Origin of the sequence: Desulfogranum japonicum DSM 18378 (assembly GCF_000429945.1) — a bacterium.
GTDB lineage: Bacteria > Desulfobacterota > Desulfobulbia > Desulfobulbales > Desulfobulbaceae > Desulfogranum > Desulfogranum japonicum.
Window position 1 is genome coordinate 12,291 of the sequence record NZ_AUCV01000026.1, and the last position, 21,536, is coordinate 33,826.

General features: G+C 42.9%; 19 protein-coding genes. 12 read left to right on the top strand and 7 right to left on the bottom strand.

What is annotated here, in order from left to right; translation table 11 throughout:
• Positions 1-147 precede the first annotated feature (147 nt).
• From G493_RS34650 to G493_RS0112430, 3 genes are all read right to left on the bottom strand, one after another.
• On the bottom strand, positions 148-639 hold the full coding sequence (locus G493_RS34650) for a PilZ domain-containing protein (protein WP_028580655.1): 492 nt from the start codon (positions 637-639) through the stop codon (positions 148-150).
• A 289-nt stretch (positions 640-928) separates the two neighbouring features.
• Complete coding sequence (locus G493_RS0112420; RefSeq protein ID WP_028580656.1) at positions 929-1,762, bottom strand: cytidylate kinase-like family protein; 834 nt, start codon at positions 1,760-1,762, stop codon at positions 929-931.
• A gap of 492 nt (positions 1,763-2,254) precedes the next feature.
• On the bottom strand, positions 2,255-3,283 hold the full coding sequence (locus tag G493_RS0112430) for a response regulator (protein WP_028580657.1): 1,029 nt from the start codon (positions 3,281-3,283) through the stop codon (positions 2,255-2,257).
• An 802-nt stretch (positions 3,284-4,085) separates the two neighbouring features.
• Between G493_RS0112430 and G493_RS0112435 the strand changes: the two genes are divergently transcribed.
• The gene (locus G493_RS0112435; RefSeq protein WP_028580658.1) at positions 4,086-4,787 is read left to right on the top strand and encodes a hypothetical protein; all 702 of its coding nucleotides are present in this window, start codon (positions 4,086-4,088) and stop codon (positions 4,785-4,787) included.
• Positions 4,788-4,932: 145 nt separating this feature from the next.
• Here G493_RS0112435 and G493_RS0112440 read toward each other — a convergent pair whose 3' ends face one another.
• From G493_RS0112440 to G493_RS0112455, 4 genes are all read right to left on the bottom strand, one after another.
• Entirely contained in the window at positions 4,933-6,048 is a 1,116-nt protein-coding gene (locus G493_RS0112440; RefSeq protein WP_153306503.1) for a hypothetical protein, read from the bottom strand.
• Positions 6,049-6,836: 788 nt separating this feature from the next.
• A complete protein-coding gene (locus G493_RS0112445; RefSeq protein WP_028580660.1) occupies positions 6,837-7,283 on the bottom strand; it encodes a hypothetical protein in 447 nt (148 codons plus the stop codon).
• Between the two features lie 271 nt (positions 7,284-7,554).
• A complete protein-coding gene (locus G493_RS0112450) occupies positions 7,555-8,910 on the bottom strand; it encodes a sigma-54-dependent transcriptional regulator (protein WP_028580661.1) in 1,356 nt (451 codons plus the stop codon).
• 2 nt (positions 8,911-8,912) lie between these two features.
• Positions 8,913-10,499 (bottom strand): two-component system sensor histidine kinase NtrB, encoded by a 1,587-nt coding sequence (locus G493_RS0112455; protein WP_028580662.1) that lies wholly within the window; start codon positions 10,497-10,499, stop codon positions 8,913-8,915.
• A gap of 682 nt (positions 10,500-11,181) precedes the next feature.
• Between G493_RS0112455 and G493_RS0112460 the strand changes: the two genes are divergently transcribed.
• From G493_RS0112460 to nuoK, 11 genes are all read left to right on the top strand, one after another.
• Entirely contained in the window at positions 11,182-11,922 is a 741-nt protein-coding gene (locus G493_RS0112460) for an enoyl-CoA hydratase/isomerase family protein (protein WP_028580663.1), read from the top strand.
• A gap of 1,046 nt (positions 11,923-12,968) precedes the next feature.
• Entirely contained in the window at positions 12,969-13,328 is a 360-nt protein-coding gene (locus G493_RS0112465; RefSeq protein WP_028580664.1) for an NADH-quinone oxidoreductase subunit A, read from the top strand.
• Positions 13,319-13,831 (top strand): NADH-quinone oxidoreductase subunit B, encoded by a 513-nt coding sequence (locus G493_RS0112470; RefSeq protein WP_028580665.1) that lies wholly within the window; start codon positions 13,319-13,321, stop codon positions 13,829-13,831. The genes G493_RS0112465 and G493_RS0112470 overlap by 10 nt, the downstream gene beginning before the upstream one ends.
• Before the next feature lie 22 nt (positions 13,832-13,853).
• The gene (locus G493_RS29050; protein WP_408608813.1) at positions 13,854-15,545 is read left to right on the top strand and encodes an NADH-quinone oxidoreductase subunit D; all 1,692 of its coding nucleotides are present in this window, start codon (positions 13,854-13,856) and stop codon (positions 15,543-15,545) included.
• Entirely contained in the window at positions 15,542-16,048 is a 507-nt protein-coding gene (locus G493_RS0112480; RefSeq protein WP_051309268.1) for an NADH-quinone oxidoreductase subunit NuoE family protein, read from the top strand. Before G493_RS29050 ends, G493_RS0112480 begins: the two co-directional genes overlap by 4 nt.
• Positions 16,049-16,060: 12 nt before the next feature.
• Positions 16,061-17,305, top strand: coding sequence for an NADH-quinone oxidoreductase subunit NuoF (gene nuoF / locus G493_RS0112485; RefSeq protein ID WP_028580668.1), 1,245 nt, complete (start codon positions 16,061-16,063; stop codon positions 17,303-17,305).
• 46 nt (positions 17,306-17,351) lie between these two features.
• Entirely contained in the window at positions 17,352-18,914 is a 1,563-nt protein-coding gene (locus G493_RS29055; protein WP_051309269.1) for a 2Fe-2S iron-sulfur cluster-binding protein, read from the top strand.
• On the top strand, positions 18,901-20,187 hold the full coding sequence (locus tag G493_RS0112495) for a complex I subunit 1/NuoH family protein (protein ID WP_153306504.1): 1,287 nt from the start codon (positions 18,901-18,903) through the stop codon (positions 20,185-20,187). The genes G493_RS29055 and G493_RS0112495 overlap by 14 nt, the downstream gene beginning before the upstream one ends.
• Positions 20,188-20,200: 13 nt before the next feature.
• Positions 20,201-20,725, top strand: coding sequence for a NuoI/complex I 23 kDa subunit family protein (locus G493_RS0112500; RefSeq protein WP_028580670.1), 525 nt, complete (start codon positions 20,201-20,203; stop codon positions 20,723-20,725).
• A 4-nt stretch (positions 20,726-20,729) separates the two neighbouring features.
• Positions 20,730-21,239, top strand: a complete 510-nt coding sequence (locus G493_RS0112505) for an NADH-quinone oxidoreductase subunit J family protein (RefSeq protein WP_028580671.1) — start codon at positions 20,730-20,732, stop codon at positions 21,237-21,239.
• Complete coding sequence (gene nuoK, locus G493_RS0112510; RefSeq protein WP_028580672.1) at positions 21,236-21,532, top strand: NADH-quinone oxidoreductase subunit NuoK; 297 nt, start codon at positions 21,236-21,238, stop codon at positions 21,530-21,532. Before G493_RS0112505 ends, nuoK begins: the two co-directional genes overlap by 4 nt.
• The last annotated feature ends 4 nt before the right edge of the window (positions 21,533-21,536 follow it).

Below are 21,536 nucleotides of genomic sequence, written 5' to 3' on the forward strand. Positions count from 1 at the left end.
ATAAATGAGATTTTTTATTCAAGAGTAAGGCATCTTCAAAATTTTACCACAGGTATACATCTGATATTCAGAGTATGAAATTGGGACGATAGCACATTTATCTGGCAAAAAGGCCATTTATGAACAGCCACTGACTATGGAAAGATACTATTTAAGGTAATAGTAAAGATCTTTTTCTTGGGAGCCGGCATTGGCCATCTCTTCAAATTTGCAACCTATTATTCCTCTTTTGCGGTCAATGTGCACCACCTTCATCCGTTTCTTGATTTCACTGTGAAGTTTGTTGTCAAGTTTGAAGATAATCTTGAGAGTGTCTGAGAGTTCGATGGACGAATCGTTAAAAACTTTTAGTGCTAATCCTCCAAGGGAAATGTCTGTAACCACACCCGCTTTAACTTCCTTTGTGTTATGGGAGTCGTTCATATACTCCGCCAAAATATGAACCTCTTTTCTGTAAAATTGCCTGTACTCGATCTCTATGGGGAACACCTTGTTACAAGAACATTTTACTTTGAGAACGTGGCTCTTTTTTTGTAATTTGTTTATAGCTAGAGGTTTGATTACCGCACAGTAGGGGCATTTTATATTGATGGTTCCCTTTTTGCTCACATAGTATTTTTCAGGGGAAAAGGTGCTCATAGTATTAGCGCACTGTTCATTATCTCAAGCCGGGATTTTACATAACGAATTCTAGTATGTTGTATTTCGTTAAGGTAATTGCAGGCATTGTTATCTGTAAATTTGATATTCCCTCCGTTATTTTTTGAGGTTATATGTGTAGAAAATATATATCCGCCAATCGATAAAGTATAGCTCCTGAGTAATAATTTTTATTCCTGACTGTTGAAAATATAACCGTTAAGATAAATACATTAAAATGTGAGCCCTCTGAGTACACGACAGAGGGCATCACTGGATATCGTAGATTTTATATATTGTGAAAAGGATTCACATGCTCACCAACACCTTTGAGGGTATCAAGGAATCGTACTTCTTCAATACCATTCAATTCCATAATACGCTCTTCGATACGTGATCGTATGATACTGTCAGTTCGTAAAACATCACCGGTATTTGATAGATAGGCTATCCCTTTTTGTACTTTCACTTCTACCACTAGTGAATAACTGACGAGTAAAGAGTGTATTTTTGCAGCAAGAGTAAGGTCATTTATGATTGTTTTTGCATGTTCTGTAGTTTGAAACACGGGCTTTTGTACTGTGAATTCAAGAAGTTCTACAGCATCTTCTACACTTAGATGATTTATGTTCAAAACCATATCGTAAAGACGACTGTCCCAGGTGTCAATTCCATAGAGTTGTAGCCCCCATTTACGTCTTTCTTCGTCATCTTTGGTGATTTGGTGCATTGCTTTTTTATAATTCAATTTTTCACGTCTCATGACTTCTTCGACACGCTCATCCATGTTCGCAATTATCCGTACTTTAAAGACGTTTGGAATGTCTCGGAGGAAAAATTGACCAGCCAATCCATGGTAGACAATGTTATCATTTTTTACATGTTTCAACAAAGCATAACGGTAGTAACTCATATATCTGAGTTTGCCTTGCTGCAATCGGTCTAAGATTGAAGCTGCATCATGGATTGCTTTAGAAAGCCGAATTTCCGGTATATTAAATTCTTCTGATGCTTCCAGTAAAATTTCCCGGGAAATACATTCGTACCCAAGTTTTTTTGCTAGCTTCTCTGCGACTTCCTTTCCACGACTGTACGAACCTCTCGAAATAGTTATAATTGCCATTATGCCAACTCCTTGATTAGGTGAGTATTAAGATTGTGAACTACCACCGCAATTGAATATTTTACCCTGCTTAAGGGCCTTTCAGGATTATCTCCACCACTTCTGTATGTACAGCGTAGATGGAAAATGTAAAGAATATTAATAAGCAAAACTCTTACCATCGATAGTTCCTGTAGGTAAAAAGCATGAGTGTGGAGATGTCTGATGGGGATATGATGGGCAGTGATGTGGCAGGAAGACATGATGAAGTGATCATGTTATCTGAGGATCTCTCTTTGGATTGATGTATCTGTTCAACAACTATAATTAAGGACGCAGGTTAACGAAAAGGTATTTCATGTTTGAAAATTAATGGGTTGTATCGCGACACCGTGCTGAAAGTATTATAGTTTGCCATTCGGTTGGTAGGGTTGAAGCGTATTGCTATAAGCTATCACTGGATTAGCAAGGCCTTGCTTTCCTAAACACTTTAGCTGTAAGTAATCACCAGTTCTAGAATATATCTCTGTCAGGTATTTCTTTACGGATACAAATGAGTTGTTCACGAAGTTTTTGGTAAGCCTCAACAACCTCTGGAGCAAAGCGTTTTCCTTTTTGTGTTTCGATAACCTCTTCAACGTAACTGAGCGGAAGAGCATCTTTGTAGGGCTTTCTTGAAAGCATGGAGTCGTACACATCTGCAAATCCTACAATTCTGGCAGGCAATGGTATTTCATTTCCCTTCAGTCCTTGAGGATAGCCGCTACCATCCCAGTGTTCATGATGATACATGGCTATCTCGTACCCCATAAGTAAATATGGTGATCCAGTCTCTTGATGCAGTTTCAAGAGAATATTACCACCTATCACTGTATGTTCTTTATACATTGCAAATTCACGGGCCGTGTATTTGGTACGTTTATTGAGGAGGCCATCTGGCAAACTGTTTTTGCCAATATCATGGAGTACACTTAAATTAGCAATGTCTTCAGCTAAAGTGAGCCTTGTATCCAGATCATTACAAGTGGAACCCATTTCTTTTGCAAGGATGTAGCTGTAACGTTTGATTCTGTTTAAGTGATTGGCTGATTCACCGCTACGTTCAGCCGCCAATTCAGCTAGTCCGGAAATTAAAATATTATAATCTTGCAGGCGAAGAATTTTGAGTGCAGCTTGCATCCGTAATTTGAGTTCTGCCGGGACGACAGGCTTAGGCACGTAATCGTCTGCTCCATGTGTAAGAACATTGATAAGATCATCCTTATTTCTGCTCTGGGTAAGAGCCATAATATAGGTGTAATTCATTTCTTCTGCGCGTATCGTGTCGATTACTGTTAGCCCGCTGATGTCCGGCATCAGGAGGTCTGTGATGATAATTCTAATTTTGGCTTTATTTTCACGCCAGGCAGCAATTCCTTCCCTGGCGTTGTTTGCGACGATGATAGTGAAGCCAGTCTGTTCAAGCTGTTTCTGGAGTAATTTTCGTTGAGTTGGTTCGTCTTCTATAACAAGAACTATAGATGATGTTGTATATCGGTCCACGAGCTATCCTCACAGGCAATCGATCATGCGGCTGATGGTTTATACAAGTATTCAAGCACATGATAAGTCATGATTTCAAGTTGATCTTGCAAAGAATTACATAGGCTGTATTCTTTCCTGTCGAAATAGCAGGTAACTTGCAGTAATGGCGTCTTTTTTTTAGGTTTTATTGAAGTGGTCGTGATTGCTCAATATAGTGTATGCAAATCCTGTAAAATACTATAGAGTGCATTAGGGGTGATGTTCGCGAATACGACTTAAGGGTCGCGGAAAAAAATAAATTATCCGACCTTGCTTGTCTCTCAACTCGGTAACGTCAATGGTGTTACCAAACCGATATCCTACGCAATTTTTGGATATTTATTATTTTACGCGACTCTAAAACATTGTAACTGCTCATAGCGCATTTGATCTTTCCGCTTTCAGCCTGGCTCACGTATAATTCAATAGGCTGCGCCAACCTGATTACGAAAATTCAGGAGCCCTGTAAACCGTTGCAAACACATGGAGTTTCAGGATTATTCATTTCCCTTATGAGTAGTTTCAAAATATCATTATACTGCAATAGAAAACGAAAATGAGTGGTGGCCAGGAGTTTGTCTGAGAAATGCTGTTTTTTCAGATTAAGGTATTTTTAGGGAGTCAAGCACAGCTATATAGTTGATAGTGGAGTGTTTATTTTCTGAAAATAACATAAATATGGGAAAAAAGCTTTCTCCGACAGCCACCTAGGCACTATCTAATCTTTCAGGATAACCATAGTTCCTGGATGTCTCATTAATGAACTATATCGAGAGGAAATATGGGCGAAGATATTGTGTCAGTGCTAGGTAAAGCGCTTTTGCTGAAGCAAAAGATTTCAACAGATCGTTTTGTTGTTGAGGGGCTGCCTGATATTCAGGCCGCATGCCCCACCCAGTGTCATGAATGTTGTCGTTCGAATGTCAAAATGGATTTAACTGGTTTAGAGGCATTGTTAGTATTTCTATTAAATCGAGATATGATAGAATTGGTAATGGAGCATCATGCTTTAACAGGGGATACGGGGTTCTGTCCTTTTCTCGTTTCTGATTCTTGCATCATACATGCTTATAAACCCACAGCCTGCCAGATGTTTATGCCTTATCTGTACCAGGGAAAGGCCACTTGTGCATATCGTTTGAATGGCCTGCATGCCTCATGCCTGGAGGAGTTGCGAGTCGAACAGTACCTCAATTCATACAGCTACGATATTCATGGGTACTTGATGTTATGCCAAGTGGAAATAGATGAACCTCTTATTCCACGTAGTTTTAGTCATATTTTTGATGGAGTTGTGTATTGGTCAGAGCATTACCAGTTACTGCCTGCTGAAACAAGGACTCATATGGAAACAATATTGGATGGGCAGGCTGAATCCTTGAATAAATATGTTTCTTCTTTTGATTTTGCCCTGGCGCTGTCCCAGGGACACGGATATTACCTGGCGGCTTTTGAAAATGCTTGTTGTCTTGAGCATAAGTGACGATAGAGTTCCTTTAGGATCTCGGTTTGGTAACCTCATCGCGTCAATGGTTCCATACTGGCCGTATTGAGCAATTGACGCGACAACGTTACCGCGTTGAAGGACAAGCAAGATTGGATAATGTATTTTTTCCGTGACCTTTAAGCTATTTTCGAGCGTAAATCTGTCGTTCAGCCACGTGTATTTTTGGAGAATGGTAGAAGCTGTTAGCAGTCATGCTGTCGTTGTGATGAATTTGCCCGACATTGGTGTAACGTCTGCCCGGAGGCTTAAAAAGAGGGGTATCATCGGGAACGAGAGAGCTTTCGAGTTCATACAGGTTGAGCTTCAACTTTAAGCCGTACACTTGGTTTCTGTCTCCGTCATCATATGAAGTATCTTTCATATATAGCTCCATAGCTCCTACGTGTAATCCGGCATAAAGAGTAGAGCTAGTCTGCCCCATTTTATATGATCCTTTCAACAATCCTATGTTAGTTTTGTGTTGTAGTGATGCCTTTCCAGACATTCCCTGAATTACTTCACTTTCAATATCATAATATCTGGCATAACTGATATGTTCGTAATCAACACCAAGATCAATTTTGAATCCATGAAGTAAATCAAGAGGGAGATTGTCCGTGCCCAAAGCAAGGTCAGCGCCTATAGCATGACTTTCCGTATCCCCAAAACCTCCAATAAGGTAGGTGTTGCGAAAGTGGTCTTGTGTGTCAGTATCATATATCCCTGTTCGGAGAGACTGACCTGGTAACGAACTGTAGCTGTAAGCGATCGAAGCTTCCTTTACAAAGATATCTGAGTATGTGGTGCATCTGGCTGCAAAGCTGTTTTCATACACATGATCCTCACCATAACCAAGAGTATCAAATGTGCTACTTACGTTGGCGCCAAAAAGTCTATAGGTCACAAATAGCTCGCTGCCAATATCAGGAATCAGGTGGGATATGCTGGTATTGAAGCGAATGTTGTTATCAGTGTCAATACGAGTCGTAAAGTAGCCAAAGCCTAAAAAGCCATTCCCTTGCGAAGAGAATAACTGGCCATAGCTGGTTCGTATACCGGCAGTAAAATAATCATCCTCTATGCTCTCGTTGCTTCTTTTTAACTTCCCGTTGAAACTAAAAACTTTGTAATCATTTTCCTGCGAATAAGAAAAAGTAGCTGGAGAAGGTTTCGACTTCTCGAGTGGGCCATAATAGTCAGTGAGCTGATTATTTATCCCTGTGGCGAGTATTGGAGAAGTTGGCAACAAGGTAAACATGCAAAAAAACAATCCCTGTTTCCAGTGTGAAAAAATCATAATAATACCTCACACATGTGTCATGCATTTCTTTTTGAATACATTGTAGCGTTACTATTTGTGTGAAACCTTTGTGTTTTCATCGGCTCGCAAAATTTTCAGCATGCCTGCTGTGGTAGAGCAAGTATTGTAACTGGTCACAGGTGCTTCAGATTTGTGCAAGCGCGGTTTTTCGCAGGTAAACGAAGACTCCGGGAGGCTATCTGTGCAGAAAACCGCGATCGTGCAAAGAGATAAGCGACCTGCGGGAGACTTCGTGGAGTTCCTGTGATCAGTTACCAAGTGTTTATAATTTGAAGGCTGTGTGCCAATATTGTATGCATGCGCTGCTGAATAAGCTACAAAGTGCAGCTGTACGTATTTAAACTGTCGCCTTGGTCGTACGTTTTAAATACAATCTACAATTGGCGTGCCAGTTTGCATGAAGGTGTGTGACAAAAAATGTAATGTGTTCTTGTGGGCGTGGGAATGAAGGTGTGTTAGGGAAAGTAATGTGTTTGCAGTACGTTCGTGGTGATGTGCAGTTTTGTCAATATGATGTGTAGAAGCGGTGGCTATTCGTTGTTGATTTGAGCATGCTTAATAACCTGACAAAAAATGGCACTATTGGTGTAAAAAAATGGCACTATCAGGATCTTCAGTTCAGGTTTCCGGAAAATTGCGTGTCGAAACCTGGATTTTTGGTTTGACGCTGTCTCTTGTAATGGAGAGAGGGAGGGGGATCTCCCTCTCTCCATTATATTGCTTGTTTATTGAGCCTCTGTTGCCGGAGCGATCGTCTGAACCTTTTGGGAAATTTTGGTCTGCAGGTCGATAATTTGTTTTTCTAGTGCTCCGATTTGTTCAGGTGTGCTCTGTGGATTGCGGCGTGCTTCTCTTAAGTCAAATCGTTTGCTGTGGAGTTCTTTTCGTAGCGAGAGTGTTTCCTGAAAGAACTTTTGTTGGGTTGCGCTGTCCTGCCACATCATTGGCCTGGCATTTTGTCCAGAGTAGAAAGCGCATGATCCATTGCCCCGCATTCCAAATCCGCAACCCATTCCTCGCTGCCCCATCATATTTCCCTGGCCGATTTGATCGTTATAATAGCCACAAGCACCTTGTCCATGCCAGGAGTTCCAGCCATGTCCTCCGCGAGCATAAGCGTATCCGGCGATGATGCAAAACCCTAAAGTTGCAGCAATTATAGTCTTTTTCATTGTCTATTCCTCCGATTAAGTGGATATGAGTTTCGAACCTTGCGTTTGCTTTAGGAATTTCACATAATATGCCAGAATATGAAAAAGATTGACTATGTGTTTATCTTTTTGATATTGTGTTGTTGTTTTACCTTTCAGGTGATTGCGTCGTAGCTCGAAGGCTACGGGCTGTCTAATAATTAGACAGTGGACTTTTAGTGAATGGCCTCGAGTGTCTCATACTTGGACACCTGGAAATGTTGTGGACCGCAAGGGAGGAGGGTAAAACTTTTTACAAGTCATACTCCTTAATCTTGTTGAGCAATGTCTGTCTGGCGATACCGAGTTTTTTGGCTGTTTCACTTTTATTGTTATTGGTTAGGGCCAGGGTAGACCGAATGACTTCTCGCTCCATGTCGCGCAATGTGAACTGAGGATCATCTGGCTGACTTATATTATCTGACAGGCTTTTCGGCACCATGTGTGTTGGCAGTTCACGGAAACTTACATACTCTCCCTGGCAGAGAATAACCGCTCGTTCGATAGTGTTTTCCAATTCTCGTATATTGCCCGGCCAGTTATACTGAGTTAAAATACTCAGCGCTTCAGGGTGGATTCCCTGGATGTCCTTTTTGTTTTTCTGAGCGTATTTTCTGAGAAAATGATTGCAAAGCTCAGGTATATCCGTCGATCTTGAACGTAACGGAGGAAGCTCCACCGGAACTACTGAAAGACGGTAATATAGATCCTGTCTAAATAGTCCTTCACTGATCATGTCTTCCAGGTTTTTGTGTGTTGCAGCCAGAACCCGTACATCAACTTGTATGGTCGTGCTTCCGCCTAAACGTTCGAACTCACCTTCTTGGAGGACTCGAAGAATTTTAGCCTGGGTGGGCAGGCTCATGTCGCCAATTTCATCAAGGAATAATGTGCCACCGTTTGCCAGTTCGAATCTACCTTTCCTTTGCTTGTTTGCGCCGGTAAATGCTCCTGCTTCATGGCCAAACAGTTCGCTTTCGAGTAAGTTTTCGTTTAAGGCGGCGCAATTGAGTTTGATAAAGACATTATCTTTTCTCAGGCTGTTCTCGTGGAGCGCATTGGCGATAAGTTCTTTTCCTGTTCCTGATTCTCCGGTGATCAGTACAGTAGCGTCTGTTGGAGCAATGATTCTCAGGTTTTGAAAAAGATCCTGCATGCTGCTGCAGTTTCCTATTATATTTGAGAAGCTGAACTGCTCTCCAATTCTTTCTTTAAGTTGCCTGTTTTCCTGTTCGATTTGTTCGTAGGTCAGGGCTCGGTTGATTAATAGAAGTAATTCTTCTATGTCGATCGGTTTAGTAATGTAATCAAATGCGCCATTTTTCATTGCGCTGACAGCCTGTTTCACTGAAGAGAATGCTGTAAGTAGAATAACAGGTATGGTGTAGCCCTTTTTTTTAATGAGTTCCAGGGCTTCCAGTCCATCCATTCTTGCCATTTTTTGGTCCATGAGAATGAGGTGGGGTGCGTGTTTTTCAAGCATCGATAAAACCTGATCACCGTCATCACATTCAAAGATCCTGTAGGATTCCTGTTCAAGGTTTACTTTAAGCATTATACGGTGTGCCCGATCATCATCAACGAGAAGTATGGATGTTTGTGCAGTCATAATTATGCTTCCTGTGATGTGGTCGGGAGAATGAAGGAGATGGTTGTGCCGTGTCCATGCGTCGACGTTACCTCAAATCTGCCGTGATGTTGCTCGATGATTTGGTGACTGATGGCCAGCCCAAGGCCTGTTCCGCTTTTATGTGTTGTGTAGAAGGGGTCAAACATATGCAGTTGTTCTTCTCTGGTCATTCCTTTACCATTATCTTTAATTTTGACTACTACGGTATTTTCCTGATGCTGGATCTGTATGCTGATGGTGCCTTTGTTGTTGCATGCACAAGTGGCGTTGCGGAGGAGATTGAGTAGCACCTGAAGGATCATATTTTGGTCGCCTTGCATATGGACAACCGGGACATCTTGAAACACAAACTGTATGGAATCGTCTGGGACAGACTGACGAGCAAACAGTATGGCCTTTTTTACTAGGTTGTTTAAGTTAAACAATTTGATTTCAGGTGGTTGTTGGCGTGCAAATTGTAACAGGGCTGAAACGTTATGATTAATACGGTCAACCTCCTGAATCATGAGTTCTGCATATTCTTTTCCATTACTATCTGGGGCACTGTGACGGCCAAAGTATTGTGCGAATCCGCGTAATGTTCCAAGGGGGTTTCGGATTTCGTGAGCTATGCCAGCAGCCATTTTCCCCAGGGCACTCATGCGGCGAGATCGTTCTAGTTGTTGTTCCATTTCCTGTATCAGGGTAATGTCATTGAGAATGTAGACTGTACCTATCTCTAGCATTTCAGAATTATATAGATGGGAAGCTTGAATGGTCAGGGTCAGCGGTTTCTTGCCTTCTTTTGCAGGATAAAAAATAAAGGAATGACTGAAGGGCGGACTGTCGATTTGCAATCCATCCCCCAGGTTACCAAGTGATGGATCGGTAATGCATTTGTTTGTTAAATCTTTGTATTGAACTCCAGTGATCTGTTCTGCATTTCTATTCATGAAAAGTATAGTGTTATCATTGTCAACAGTCATTAGGCCAGCAGGCATACTCTCTACGAGATGATTTGTGTATACATGCATGGCATTGAGTGATTTTTTTGTTGATTGCATACTTTGATAGAGGTAGACAAAGTAGAGCCCTGCGCACCCAAGCAAAAAGAGTATCGCTCCCATAAACAGAGAGTGGTAAATGCCTTGCCGTATAGTCTGGAGATATTTATCTGTTTGCAGGCCCAGTTCGATAGTGAGTTCTTGAGTGGCCTGATTCTGCTGGGCGTGCATCCCCATCCCCATGCCTCTGCCCAGCATCCTGTGATGATGACCTGCAAAAGGTCTCGGGTGAAAAGGGCGGGTGATGATAATCTGGTTAGAAGCTTTGCTGGGCGGTAAGATGTGAAGGGGGAGTTTATCGTCTGTGTTTTGTGTAATGCCATCGGTAAGCGTGCCAATCTGGGCTAATATGTTACCTTTGTCATCCGATATTCGTATAAAAGTTATATCTTCATCGCCCTGATACTCATTAAGCAGAGAGACCAATATAGAGGATGAGTTTTGATTTCTCCTGTACCCGGCTCTTGAACCAGCTTCAAGTGAGCGAATAATGGTCAGCGCCTTATCATTGACATACTGAATCATGCCGTCTCTATTCCGCTTGATATTTTGAATAGTGTTTAATGATAAGAGCGTGGCAAGAAGGAGAACTGCCAAAAGAAGGCCGATGCTTATCTTGGAAAATTGAAATACTGGGTTGCTGTTTTTCGTATGGCTTGCGAAGAATCGATGCATGAGAGATAAGGAGCGTTTGTCAACAAATGGTGGGTGGATAAGGGCATATTCCTTTAGGATGAATTATATATGCAGTTACGCCACAGTGTGCACCAAAAATTCCCGGAAAAAATATATTCATCTAAAAATTTGCAATATATTGAATAATGCAGGGGGCGTATTCAGTTTCTCGCTGAAAATATCGTAACTCTTCACAAGGGAAACAGATAAACTTGAAGCTCCTCCTGTATATGTGACTAGTTACAGGGGGCCTGAGATTTTCGTAATAAGGCTGGCGCAGCGTATTGGATTATACCTAAGCCATGCTGATCTCGGAAAGATCAAGAGCACTGTGAGCCGTTACATAATATCAAAGATTTCGTCTTTACATGGCCCGTATTTCGTCCTGTTCGGTTGTCAGCAGCGGTCATGCCTGTTGCGAGATATGGCGCGAAATGTATTTGGCGAGGTTCTGATCTTGAAAAAGAACATGACCTTGTTGTCTTTTGCGCACAAATGTGTGCATACAACGTGATATTGGGGGGGAAGGGGGATGCTGCAAGTTAAACCACATGACGGCTATATCGTGATTCAGTTGGACAATGGCATTCCCAATGCCTTGGGGATCGATGTCATTTTGCAACTTGATGCTCTACTGGATCGGGTTAAAAAGGAAAAGGTGCCGTTGGTATTGACAGGCAACGCAAAGTTCTTTTCAATGGGATTACATTTACCTGAAATAATTGGGTATAATCCAGAAGAGTTTACACATTTTATTTCCAGTTTCGAACAACTTGTTCACTCTCTGTATACTTTGCCCGTTCCTGTAGTCTGTGCCATGGAAGGGCATGCTGTAGCCGGAGGTGCAATATTGGCATTAGCTTGCGATATGCGAATTGGGGCTGATGGAGCTAAAAAATTTGGGTGCAATGAGGCTCAGCTTGGAGTGCCGGTCCCCTTTTTGCCATCAATGCTGGTAAGACAGATTGTTTCTGATGCTATGGCAAACAGATTGTTGTACCGAGGGGACATCCTTTCCTTTAAAGATGCCCATGGGTGTGGACTTCTCGACGACCTGGTTACAGCACCAGAGATTATAGCTACTGCTGGTAAAGTCGTTTGCCAGATGGTTCCAGAGAACATGCAGGCTTTTTCTGTTATGAAAGCAATTCGAACAGCGTGTATCAGTGAACAATTTCATAAGCATAACAAAGAATTTACCCACAATTTTGTCCAATGCTGGTTTCAAAAGGCGAGCCAGGAGTTAATCCGCAAAGCTGCTCAAAAGTTTTAATTGTTAGGTGAATCCTGCAGATGTAGAGCCATAGTTGCGGGTCAAGTATTGTGTGAGGCTTGTATCTTTCAAGTCAACATGCACAATTATTTTGAAAAGCAATCTCAGAATGTATTTTTCCCAGGCTTGAGGTAGCATTAGGAAAAGAATCCTTCCAAGATGAGACGTAAGAGGCCAGGAAAATAATAAATATCCTAAAATTGTGTAGGATATCGGTTAGGTAACCTTGTTGCGTTAATGGTTCCATACTGGTCGTATTGAGCCATTGATACGACGACCTTACCGAGTTGAGAGACAGGCAAAATAGGATAATTTATTTTTTTCGTGACCCTAAAGCACAGCCGTTAAGCGAAACATCTTGATCTTAGGAAAGAACCATTCTCGGTCTGGCCCTATGGCTCATAACTTCAAAAGTTATTGCTTTCATGCGGCTTGGTTCAGCGGTCAATCTTGTAGACCACTGTACTGTTTTGGTGGTAGGTGTTTCTTGAACACAGGAAGGCTTGGGGCAAAAGGTTACGCAGGAGGGGTTACTTGTGTCAATATTACTCATTTTTGATTGTGTTTAACTTGCTGGAATTAAATGTTATACGTAATTGGTTTAGCTGATAGACGAATTCCTGAAAGTAAAGGCTGGTCGTGTCTTTAAAGCGTGCCATTTGCAATCTGTGCTAACTAGGCCAATATAGGTATTCCTTTTGTAACGCCCTGAAAGTCTCCCTCTGTTAAATATCAGTTCTACGAATATTTTAAATCATTTGAATAAATATAAGGCATAGTGTTTGCCTGCGCAAGTACATTGCCCTAATTATCCATGGAGAGAAGGTGTTGGGATGTGGTTTCTGCACATTATGCATAAAATGCACATTGCTGCACGTGTGGAATTCAATAGACCAATGAGCTTGAAGTAATTGGAAAAATACTATTTTTCCTTGACAGATGGTTAGCGGCTCGGTAATGAATAGCCGTTCATTTTATAACTTTAGTATGGGCTGATTTTTCCTGATTGGTCCGGAGTTATTCACACACAGGGAGAGGTTGACGCAATGACAACAGAACTGGTTCTCTCGGCAATTGCACTGTTTGGCATTGCCGTAGTCATCCCGATTTTAATGGTAGCTACGACTGTATTCGGTCCAAAAGCTGGGGGAGAGGCTAAAAACGATCCTTATGAGAGTGGTATCAAGAAGATGATAGGCTTAGCTGAACAGAAGTTCAGTGTCAAGTTTTATCTCCTTGCAATCCTGTTTCTCTTGTTCGATATCGAAGCCGTATTCATGTACCCATGGGCTGTCAGTCTCCGTTCTCTCGGCTGGTTCGGGTTTACGGAAATGATCGTTTTCATGGTGCTACTCTTTACGGGTCTCATCTACATTCTAAAGAAAGGGGTGCTCAATTGGCGTTAGGAATAGAAGCAAAACTGGGCGATTCAGTTCTGACAACAAAACTAGATGTGGTTGTTAATTGGGGCCGTCAGTATTCGCTGTGGCCCATGGTTTTTGGTACGGCATGCTGCGCCATTGAGTTCATGAGTGCTGCAGCCAGTCAGCTTGATATATCAAGGTGGGGCGCCGAGGTTGTACGCTTTTCACCGAGACAGGCTGACCTTATGCTTGTATGCGGCACTATCAGCTACAAACAGGCTCCTATCCTGAAAAGGATTTATGAGCAGATGCCTGAACCTAAATGGGTTGTGGCGATGGGCGCGTGTGCCAGTTCAGGGGGCGTGTACGATAACTACTGTACGGTCCAGGGGATTGATAACATTATACCTGTTGATGTGTATATCTCCGGATGTCCGCCAAGACCTGAAGCTGTTCTGGATGCTTTGATGAAAATTCAGGATCAGATAAAAGGTGAAAGTGTGCTGAACGATCGCCACAAAGACTTTAAAGGGGTTCTCGACTGATATGAATACGGCACTAGAACTCATGCAGGCAAAGTTTCCCAAAGCAACCTGCACACCAACCATTGACTCGGTAACGATAGATGTCCAGCCGGAACAACTGGAAAAGACTCTGTCCGGTTTAAAAAATGACCCGGAATTGGATTTCGGTCTGTTGCTCGATGTAACAGCTATCGATTACCTCAAATACCCGCAGTCCAAAGAAACACGATTTTATGTCGTATATACGATCAGAAGCTGGAAAAAGAATATGCTTGTGCAGGTTCGCACTCCAGTACCCGATCCGGAAAGCGGGATTCCAACTGCAACCCATTTGTGGGAGTCTGCCAATTGGGGAGAACGCGAAACGTATGATCAGTATGGAATCCACTTTATTGGTCATCCTGATTTAAGAAGGATTTTGAATCATTGGCAGTTCGAAGGACATCCTCTCCGAAAAGATTACGATATATACAAGGGCCAGGTCTGTTACGATTCCGACCCGATGGAAAAAGAAATTAAGGCTCGACTTGCCACGAAGGGTATTGATGAACTCACAATGAAGGACATCAATACCGAGATCATGTTTCTTAATATTGGTCCATCACATCCTGCGACTCATGGTGCTATTCGTATTCTTACTGCACTTGATGGTGAGACGGTTATAGCCAATGTCAACGAGGTCGGTTATCTCCATCGCGGTTTTGAGAAAACTGCTGAAAACAGAACATATAACCAGATTATACCTTTAACGGATAGGCTCAATTACTGTTCCTCACTGATGAACAATGTAGCGTTCGTCAAAGCTGTTGAGTCATGGCTTGGTGTGGAAATAACAGAGCGTGCCAAGTTTATGCGAGTGATTCTGTCTGAATTCTATCGCGCCCTTGATCATCTGGTATGCCTTGCTGCGTTGTTTGTCGATATGGGTGGCTTGACCAACTACTGGTATCTCTACAACGAGAAGGAAGCGGCCTATGATCTGATCAGTCGTTTATGCGGGGCGCGACTTACCAGTTCTTTCACACGTGTCGGAGGAATGTATCGCGATTTTTATGAAGGTTGGGAAGCTGACCTGGAAAATCAACTGCGCGGTATTGAAAAAGGTGTAAATGATTCCCTGGCGTTGGTTGCTAAAAATAGAATCGTACATGATCGATCACAAGGAGTTTGCTGTCTTCCTGGAGATCGCGCACTTGCATATGGTTTTACCGGTCCAAACCTTCGTGCGAGTGGCGTACCTTTTGATTTGCGAAAGGATAATCCGTACTACAACTACGATGCATTTGATTTTTCAGTTCCTGTCGGTACCAATGGGGATATCTACGATCGCATAATGGTTCGTTTCGAAGAGATTTTCCAAAGCATCTCTATTGTCCGCCAGGCAATGAAAATGATTCCTAAAGGGCCTGTGAATGTCGCAGATCCACATGTCTGTCTACCACCTAAAGATCAGGTCTATTCCAACATCGAAGGACTTGCTGGACATTTCAAACTCGTTTTCGAAGGTGTTCGAACCCCACCAGGTGAGTGGTATGACTCCTTTGAGGCTGCCAACGGTGAGCTGGGATTTCATTTCGTTTCCGATGGTTCAGGGCAACCGTATAAGTGCAAGGTGCGACCACCGTGCTTTTACACCATGGGTGGATTCCATGAAATGGTGGAAGGTGAAATGATAGCAGATACAGTCATTAACCTGAGTAGTATCAACATTATTGGTGGAGAGTTGGACAGATGAGCGATAGATCACAATTAATTGAAACTGGGAAGCCGTTCCAGTTTGATACAGAACGAGACGCAGAATTTGAAAGACTCGTACAACGCTATCCAACTCGTGAGTCAATGATTCTTCCTGCACTTTGGCTTACCCAGGAACAGGAGGGCTGGATCAGCGCTGAGGCGATTGCCTACATTGCAGACAGAATAGGTACTTTTGCAAGCAAAGTGTATGAATGCGCGACATTTTATACAATGTACAATCTGCAACCGAAAGGCAAATACCATATCTGTGTCTGCCGGACTCTTTCCTGCTATCTGCTTGGTAAACAGGAGATAGTTGATTACCTGGATACAGAGATCGGCATCAAACCCGGTGAAATTTCTGCGGATGGCAAATTTAGTCTTGAAGAAGTTGAATGCCTTGGGCATTGCGGTACTGCTCCCGTAGTTCAGGTCAATGGTGAGTTCCACGAAAATATGAACGTGGAAAAGATAAAAGAACTTTTGGCCACGTTGAAATAGGAGGGCATGGACATGCAAGTAAAAATACTGAGTGCTCGATTTGATATTGAAGATGCCCACAAAATAGAAGTTGCCAAGGAACATGGGGCGTACGCCACCTTGGACAAGGTCTTCTCCATGGAACCTGCAGAAGTTATTGAGGAAGTCAAGAACAGTGGACTTCGTGGTCGAGGTGGTGCTGGCTTTCCCACAGGTTTGAAATGGAGTTTTTTGCCAAAAGGCATTGATAAACCAGTCTATCTGGCTGTTAACTCTGATGAATCTGAACCGGCGACCTTCAAGGATCGCTATATTCTTGTACGCGACCCCCATATGTTGATAGAGGGCATAATTATCTGTTGTTATGCGATACGCAGTAATCACGCCTATATCTACATTCGTGGTGAATATACTACCCAGGTGAAAGCCTTGCAGGCTGCCATTGATGAGGCGTACGCAGCAGGATATCTCGGTAACACCGTAGATGGAAAAGATTATGCCGTAGATATTACTGTACATCGCGGGGCTGGTGCCTATGTCTGTGGTGAGGAGACTGCGCTGCTGGAATCCATTGAAGGGAAAAAAGGCCAACCCAGAAGCAAACCACCGTTTCCTGCTGTCGAGGGCCTTTATGGATGTCCGACCATTATTAACAATGTGCAAAGTATAGCTTCTCTTCCATTTATCATTACCAATGGTGCAGACGCGTACAAAGCATACGGAACTGAAAAGAGTCCAGGCACCCACCTGTTTGGTATTTCTGGCCTGGTAGAAAAACCAGGTATGTATGAGTTGCCCTTAGGTCTTCCAATCCTTGAGGTGATAGAGAAAGTTGCCGGTGGTGTTAAAGGCGGTAAAAAACTGAAAGGTGTTATCCCAGGGGGAAGTTCTACTCCTGTACTGACGCCGGAAGAAGCGAAAACCGTAACCCTGGATTATGAATCCATGGCTGAGCATAAAACTATGTTCGGTTCTGGAGGAATTGTCGTTCTGGATGAAGATGTTGACGTGGTCAAGCTCGTTAAGAATTTGATTGATTTTTACCATCATGAAAGCTGTGGGCAATGCACGCCATGCCGGGAAGGCCTTGGCTGGATGTTAAAAATCGTGAAGAAGATACTTAGCGGTAACGGCACCATCGATGATGTCAACCTGCTTAGGGAACTTTGTGACAATATCGAAATGAAAACAGTTTGCGTACTTTCTGCGGCATGTACCATGCCGGTACGTGCTTTTCTGGATAAATTCCGACATGAATTTGAAGCATATGTTCAGTAAGCAGGCTTTGTCAAAAAACGCAATGCAACAGGAATAGGAAGAAACCATGGCAGATATGGTAAAACTGTCCGTTAATGGACAGGAAGTTGAAGTCGAATCAGGTAAGAATCTGATAGACGCTCTGGGAGCCGTTGGTATTGAGATACCTCACCTGTGCTACCATCCAGCGTTGGGAGCCGATGGCAACTGCAGAATGTGTTTGGTTGGCATCGAAGATGGCAGGCCACCCTTGGTTCCTGCCTGTAAAACCCCTGCGCAGGAGGGAATGAAGGTACAGCTTGATACAGACAAAATCAAAAAAATCCAAAGAGACATCATGGAGCTTGAACTGATCAATCACCCCATTGATTGTCCCATTTGTGATCAGGCTGGTGAATGTTCGCTCCAAGACTACTACATGCAATACGATGGTCAAACCAGTCGTATGAATGTTCCTCAGGTTCTTAAGGGCAAGAAATTGGATTTTGGTTGCGGTGTTATCCATGATCAGGAACGTTGTGTCCTTTGCGCACGTTGTGTCCGGTTTACTCGTCAGGTAACAAAAACTGGTGAATTAGGTATTGTTAACCGAACAGATGCTGCCCGTGTGAATATCTTTCCTGGACGTCCATTGGACAATAGATACGCGTTGAATGTTGTGGATCTATGTCCGGTCGGCGCGATGACCAGTAAAGATTTTCGTTTTAAACAACGTGTCTGGTTCCTTTCTAAGGATAAGGGCATATGTCACGGCTGCAGTAAGGGATGTAATATATTTATTGATCATAATCGTGAAAAATACAAAGACGATATTATCTATCGTTTTCGCCCCCGCCTCAATGAACAGGTTAATGGCTACTTCATTTGCGACGAAGGACGAATGACCTATAAAAAGGAAAATGATGGACGGATAACCCAGGCCAAGGCCAATGGCGATAATTGCTCCAATGAAAAAGCTGTTCAGTCATTGAAAGAGGCCTTGGGACATGCCTCCAAACCAGCCTTTCTAGTCTCTCCCAATTGCTCCATGGAACAAATAGTTGCTGTCAAGAAGCTCGCGTCTCAGCATAGTGCAACTGTATCCGGATTTAGTGATGGCTATATCAAGCCTGGCGATGGAGATGATTTTCTCATTCAGGATGACAAATCAGCTAACCGTGCTGGCTTGGAATTGCTTGGTATTGATCTTTCTAAAGCTACATTCGATGCACTGGTTGAAGCTACAGACTTGTTAATTGTCTTTGATAACGATTTGTCGATGAGTCTGGATGAAGCTGCTCTGAGCGCCTTAGCAGGTAAAACTAAAATTGCAGTTGTTGGAGCCTACGATTCACCACTGGTTGGTCAGGCAACGTTCGTATATCCAGTCGCATCATACAGCGAGTATTCCGGAACAGTAGTTAATGCTGACAAAGTGGTACAAACTTTTGATACGGCTGTTGTTAAGAACGATCCGCTTGAAGACATAGTTGCAGTCGCTGGCTTACTTGGAGGGGAAATTTCGGACAACAATCAGGCTTGGAAAGAGATCAAGGTGAGTGTTGAAGCACTTAAAGATGTTGAGCCGGAAATGATCCCGGAACAGGGATTGGCACTTACAGTAGATGAGGGTTCAGATGACGCTGCTTGATATCACATTAATAATAGTACGAGTTGCTTTTGGAGCATTCGTTCCGCTGAGCTTCATTGCTGTCTGTGTTTGGATGGAACGAAGAGGCGCTGCATTTTTTCAAGACAGGTCCGGTCCTAACCGTGCAAATATATGCGGTTTCCGAGCTGGTGGTCTTGTACAGAACCTGGCGGATGCAGTGAAATTGATTTTTAAGGAAGATGTGATAGCAAATCACATCAAGCATAAATTCTATTTTGTGCTTGCACCGTTGATTACCTTCATGACTGCCGTTGTTTCCTTTGCTGCAATACCATTTGCCGATACATTGGTTCTTGGAAGCAAGGAATACATTATGCAGGCTGTCCCTATGGATCTGGGGATTCTCTGGTTCCTGGCTATTGCAGGGTTTGCAGTCTATGGCATCATTCTTGCCGGATGGGCTTCTCATAACAAGTACGGTATGTTGGGTGGATTGCGAGCTGCAGCTCAGGTAATCAGTTATGAGATTCCAATGGGCCTTGCCATTATTAGCCTTTTAGTTTGTTATGAAACGGTTAATCTCAGCGAGATGGCACGATTTCAGGGGCAACTTCTTTTTGGTTTTATCCCCATGTGGGGAATCATAATACAGCCACTGGGTTTTATCATCTTTATCGTAGCAGCCTTTGCTGAAGCTAATCGTACGCCATTTGATCTGGCTGAAGGTGAAAGTGAGCTCGTTGCCGGATTTCATGTCGAATATAGTGCTATGAAATTCGCTTTATTTTTTATGGGTGAATATGTTGCCATGTTTACTTCCAGCGCGATTATTGTCACCCTGTATTTTGGTGGATACCAGATACCATGGTTTCCAACTGAGACTTTACTGAAGTACGCTGTTCCGATCTCTTTGTTGCTCATGGTTCTGGTTCCTGTATTTGGAAAAATCTTCACGGGCTGGATTAGGAAGAATAATGTAAGTCACTATGACCGACCAAATGATCCGCGAGTACGCGAGGGTGAAGTATATATTAAGCTCGTTTGGGCAATCGTTATCCTTACAGAAATCTGTTTTTTCTTCTACCTTGTTTTTGCATCAGGCGGTGCCGCAGATAATCTGCTGGTAGCATTCCTGCAGATCTGTACATTCTTGGTTAAGACTGCTTTCATGTGCTTTGTTTATGTGTGGGTTCGTTGGACTATTCCACGATTTAGATATGATCAATTACAGAAGTTAGGCTGGCAGACATTGTTACCGCTCTCGCTTCTGAACATCATTGTAACAAGCGCTATTGTAGTAGCACTGAGCTAATAAGGGAGAAGCCATGAGCATTAAAGTAAAAACCATAGTGCGTGAAGGCAAAAGCTTTTATGAACGGCTCTACCTCGTTGAAGTGTTTAAAGGAATGGCAGTGACCTTTGGTCACTTCATTAGAAACTTTCTTGATAATTCGAAGTTGTATACCAGGCATTATCCTGAAGTTAAACCTGAAATCACTCCTAGATGGCGAGGAAGGCACAGACTGACAAAACATGATGATGGGACCATTAAATGTGTAGCCTGTTTTATGTGTCAGACGAATTGCCCCGCCCAATGCATTATTATCGAGGCGGGAGAACGAGAGGATGGCCGAACAGAGAAATTGCCTGTTCGCTTTGATATCGATTTATTGGAATGTATTTATTGCGGTTTTTGTGTGGAAGCCTGCCCAAAAGATGCAATTAGAATGGATACAGGAATATTTTCAGTAACCGGGAGTGAGCGTGAGTCAATGGTCTTGAGCATTGACGACCTTCTTGCCACTAATGGTGCATTTAGCGAAGAAGAGTATAAAAAAGGGGGCGCTTGATATCATGTTTGCCGATTGGCTGTTCATACTATTTACAGTTTGTGCTGTCCTTGGGGCAGCAGGACTGGTGTCGTTTAGGCATCCAATGAATAGTGCGATGAGTTTCGTCGTTACCTTGATTTCATTGGCAGGTCTCTATGCCCTGTTATCTGCAAAGCTCATTTTTGCTACCCAGCTTATCGTCTATGCCGGAGCAATTATGTCGCTTATCATCTTCATCATTATGTTCCTGAACATTCAGAACGAAGATCTTCCTGTTGAAGAGGGACGCCTGAAAAACATGACTATAGGAGCGGTACTTATTGCGCCTATTGGTTTGTTTTTAATGAAAGTTGTTAAGCAGATACCTGGAAGTGATACCGTGGTCGTTGATCCTAACTTCGGAGGTGTTAAAGAAGTTGGTCAGCTACTGTTCTCAAAGTGGTTACTCCCCTTTGAGATTGTCAGTATACTTCTGCTGGTTGCACTCGTCGGTGCTGTAGTACTGGCCGGTAAAAGGGGGATCAATAAATGATACACAGTTATCTAATGGTGAGTGTCATTCTCTTCTGCATTGGCATGTTGGGAGTAATCTCTCGCCGAAACGTTTTCACTGTTTTTATGTCCATCGAACTGATGTTGAATGCTGCCAACCTTGCCTTCGTAGCGTTCTCACGGTTGCATGAGAGCATGGACGGCCATGTTCTTGCCTTGATGGTTATGGCTGTAGCCGCAGCAGAAGCAGCGCTAGCGCTTGCTGTAGTTATACTACTGCACAAGCATAAGGGTAAGCTGGATACCAATGTATTCAGCCTGTTAAAAGGGTGACAAC

Coding starts and splice junctions, on each gene's coding strand:
- G493_RS0112495 (WP_153306504.1), top strand. CDS start 18,901: ATGACGCTGCTTGATATCACATTAATAATAGTACGAGTTGCTTTTGGA.
- G493_RS34650 (WP_028580655.1), bottom strand. CDS start 639: ATGAGCACCTTTTCCCCTGAAAAATACTATGTGAGCAAAAAGGGAACC.
- G493_RS0112500 (WP_028580670.1), top strand. CDS start 20,201: ATGAGCATTAAAGTAAAAACCATAGTGCGTGAAGGCAAAAGCTTTTAT.
- G493_RS0112480 (WP_051309268.1), top strand. CDS start 15,542: ATGAGCGATAGATCACAATTAATTGAAACTGGGAAGCCGTTCCAGTTT.
- G493_RS0112435 (WP_028580658.1), top strand. CDS start 4,086: ATGGGCGAAGATATTGTGTCAGTGCTAGGTAAAGCGCTTTTGCTGAAG.
- G493_RS0112460 (WP_028580663.1), top strand. CDS start 11,182: ATGCTGCAAGTTAAACCACATGACGGCTATATCGTGATTCAGTTGGAC.
- G493_RS29055 (WP_051309269.1), top strand. CDS start 17,352: ATGGCAGATATGGTAAAACTGTCCGTTAATGGACAGGAAGTTGAAGTC.
- nuoF (WP_028580668.1), top strand. CDS start 16,061: ATGCAAGTAAAAATACTGAGTGCTCGATTTGATATTGAAGATGCCCAC.
- G493_RS0112465 (WP_028580664.1), top strand. CDS start 12,969: ATGACAACAGAACTGGTTCTCTCGGCAATTGCACTGTTTGGCATTGCC.
- G493_RS0112445 (WP_028580660.1), bottom strand. CDS start 7,283: ATGAAAAAGACTATAATTGCTGCAACTTTAGGGTTTTGCATCATCGCC.
- G493_RS0112440 (WP_153306503.1), bottom strand. CDS start 6,048: ATGTTTACCTTGTTGCCAACTTCTCCAATACTCGCCACAGGGATAAAT.
- nuoK (WP_028580672.1), top strand. CDS start 21,236: ATGATACACAGTTATCTAATGGTGAGTGTCATTCTCTTCTGCATTGGC.
- G493_RS0112505 (WP_028580671.1), top strand. CDS start 20,730: ATGTTTGCCGATTGGCTGTTCATACTATTTACAGTTTGTGCTGTCCTT.
- G493_RS0112455 (WP_028580662.1), bottom strand. CDS start 10,499: ATGATTCAGTATGTCAATGATAAGGCGCTGACCATTATTCGCTCACTT.
- G493_RS29050 (WP_408608813.1), top strand. CDS start 13,854: ATGCAGGCAAAGTTTCCCAAAGCAACCTGCACACCAACCATTGACTCG.
- G493_RS0112450 (WP_028580661.1), bottom strand. CDS start 8,910: ATGACTGCACAAACATCCATACTTCTCGTTGATGATGATCGGGCACAC.
- G493_RS0112420 (WP_028580656.1), bottom strand. CDS start 1,762: ATGGCAATTATAACTATTTCGAGAGGTTCGTACAGTCGTGGAAAGGAA.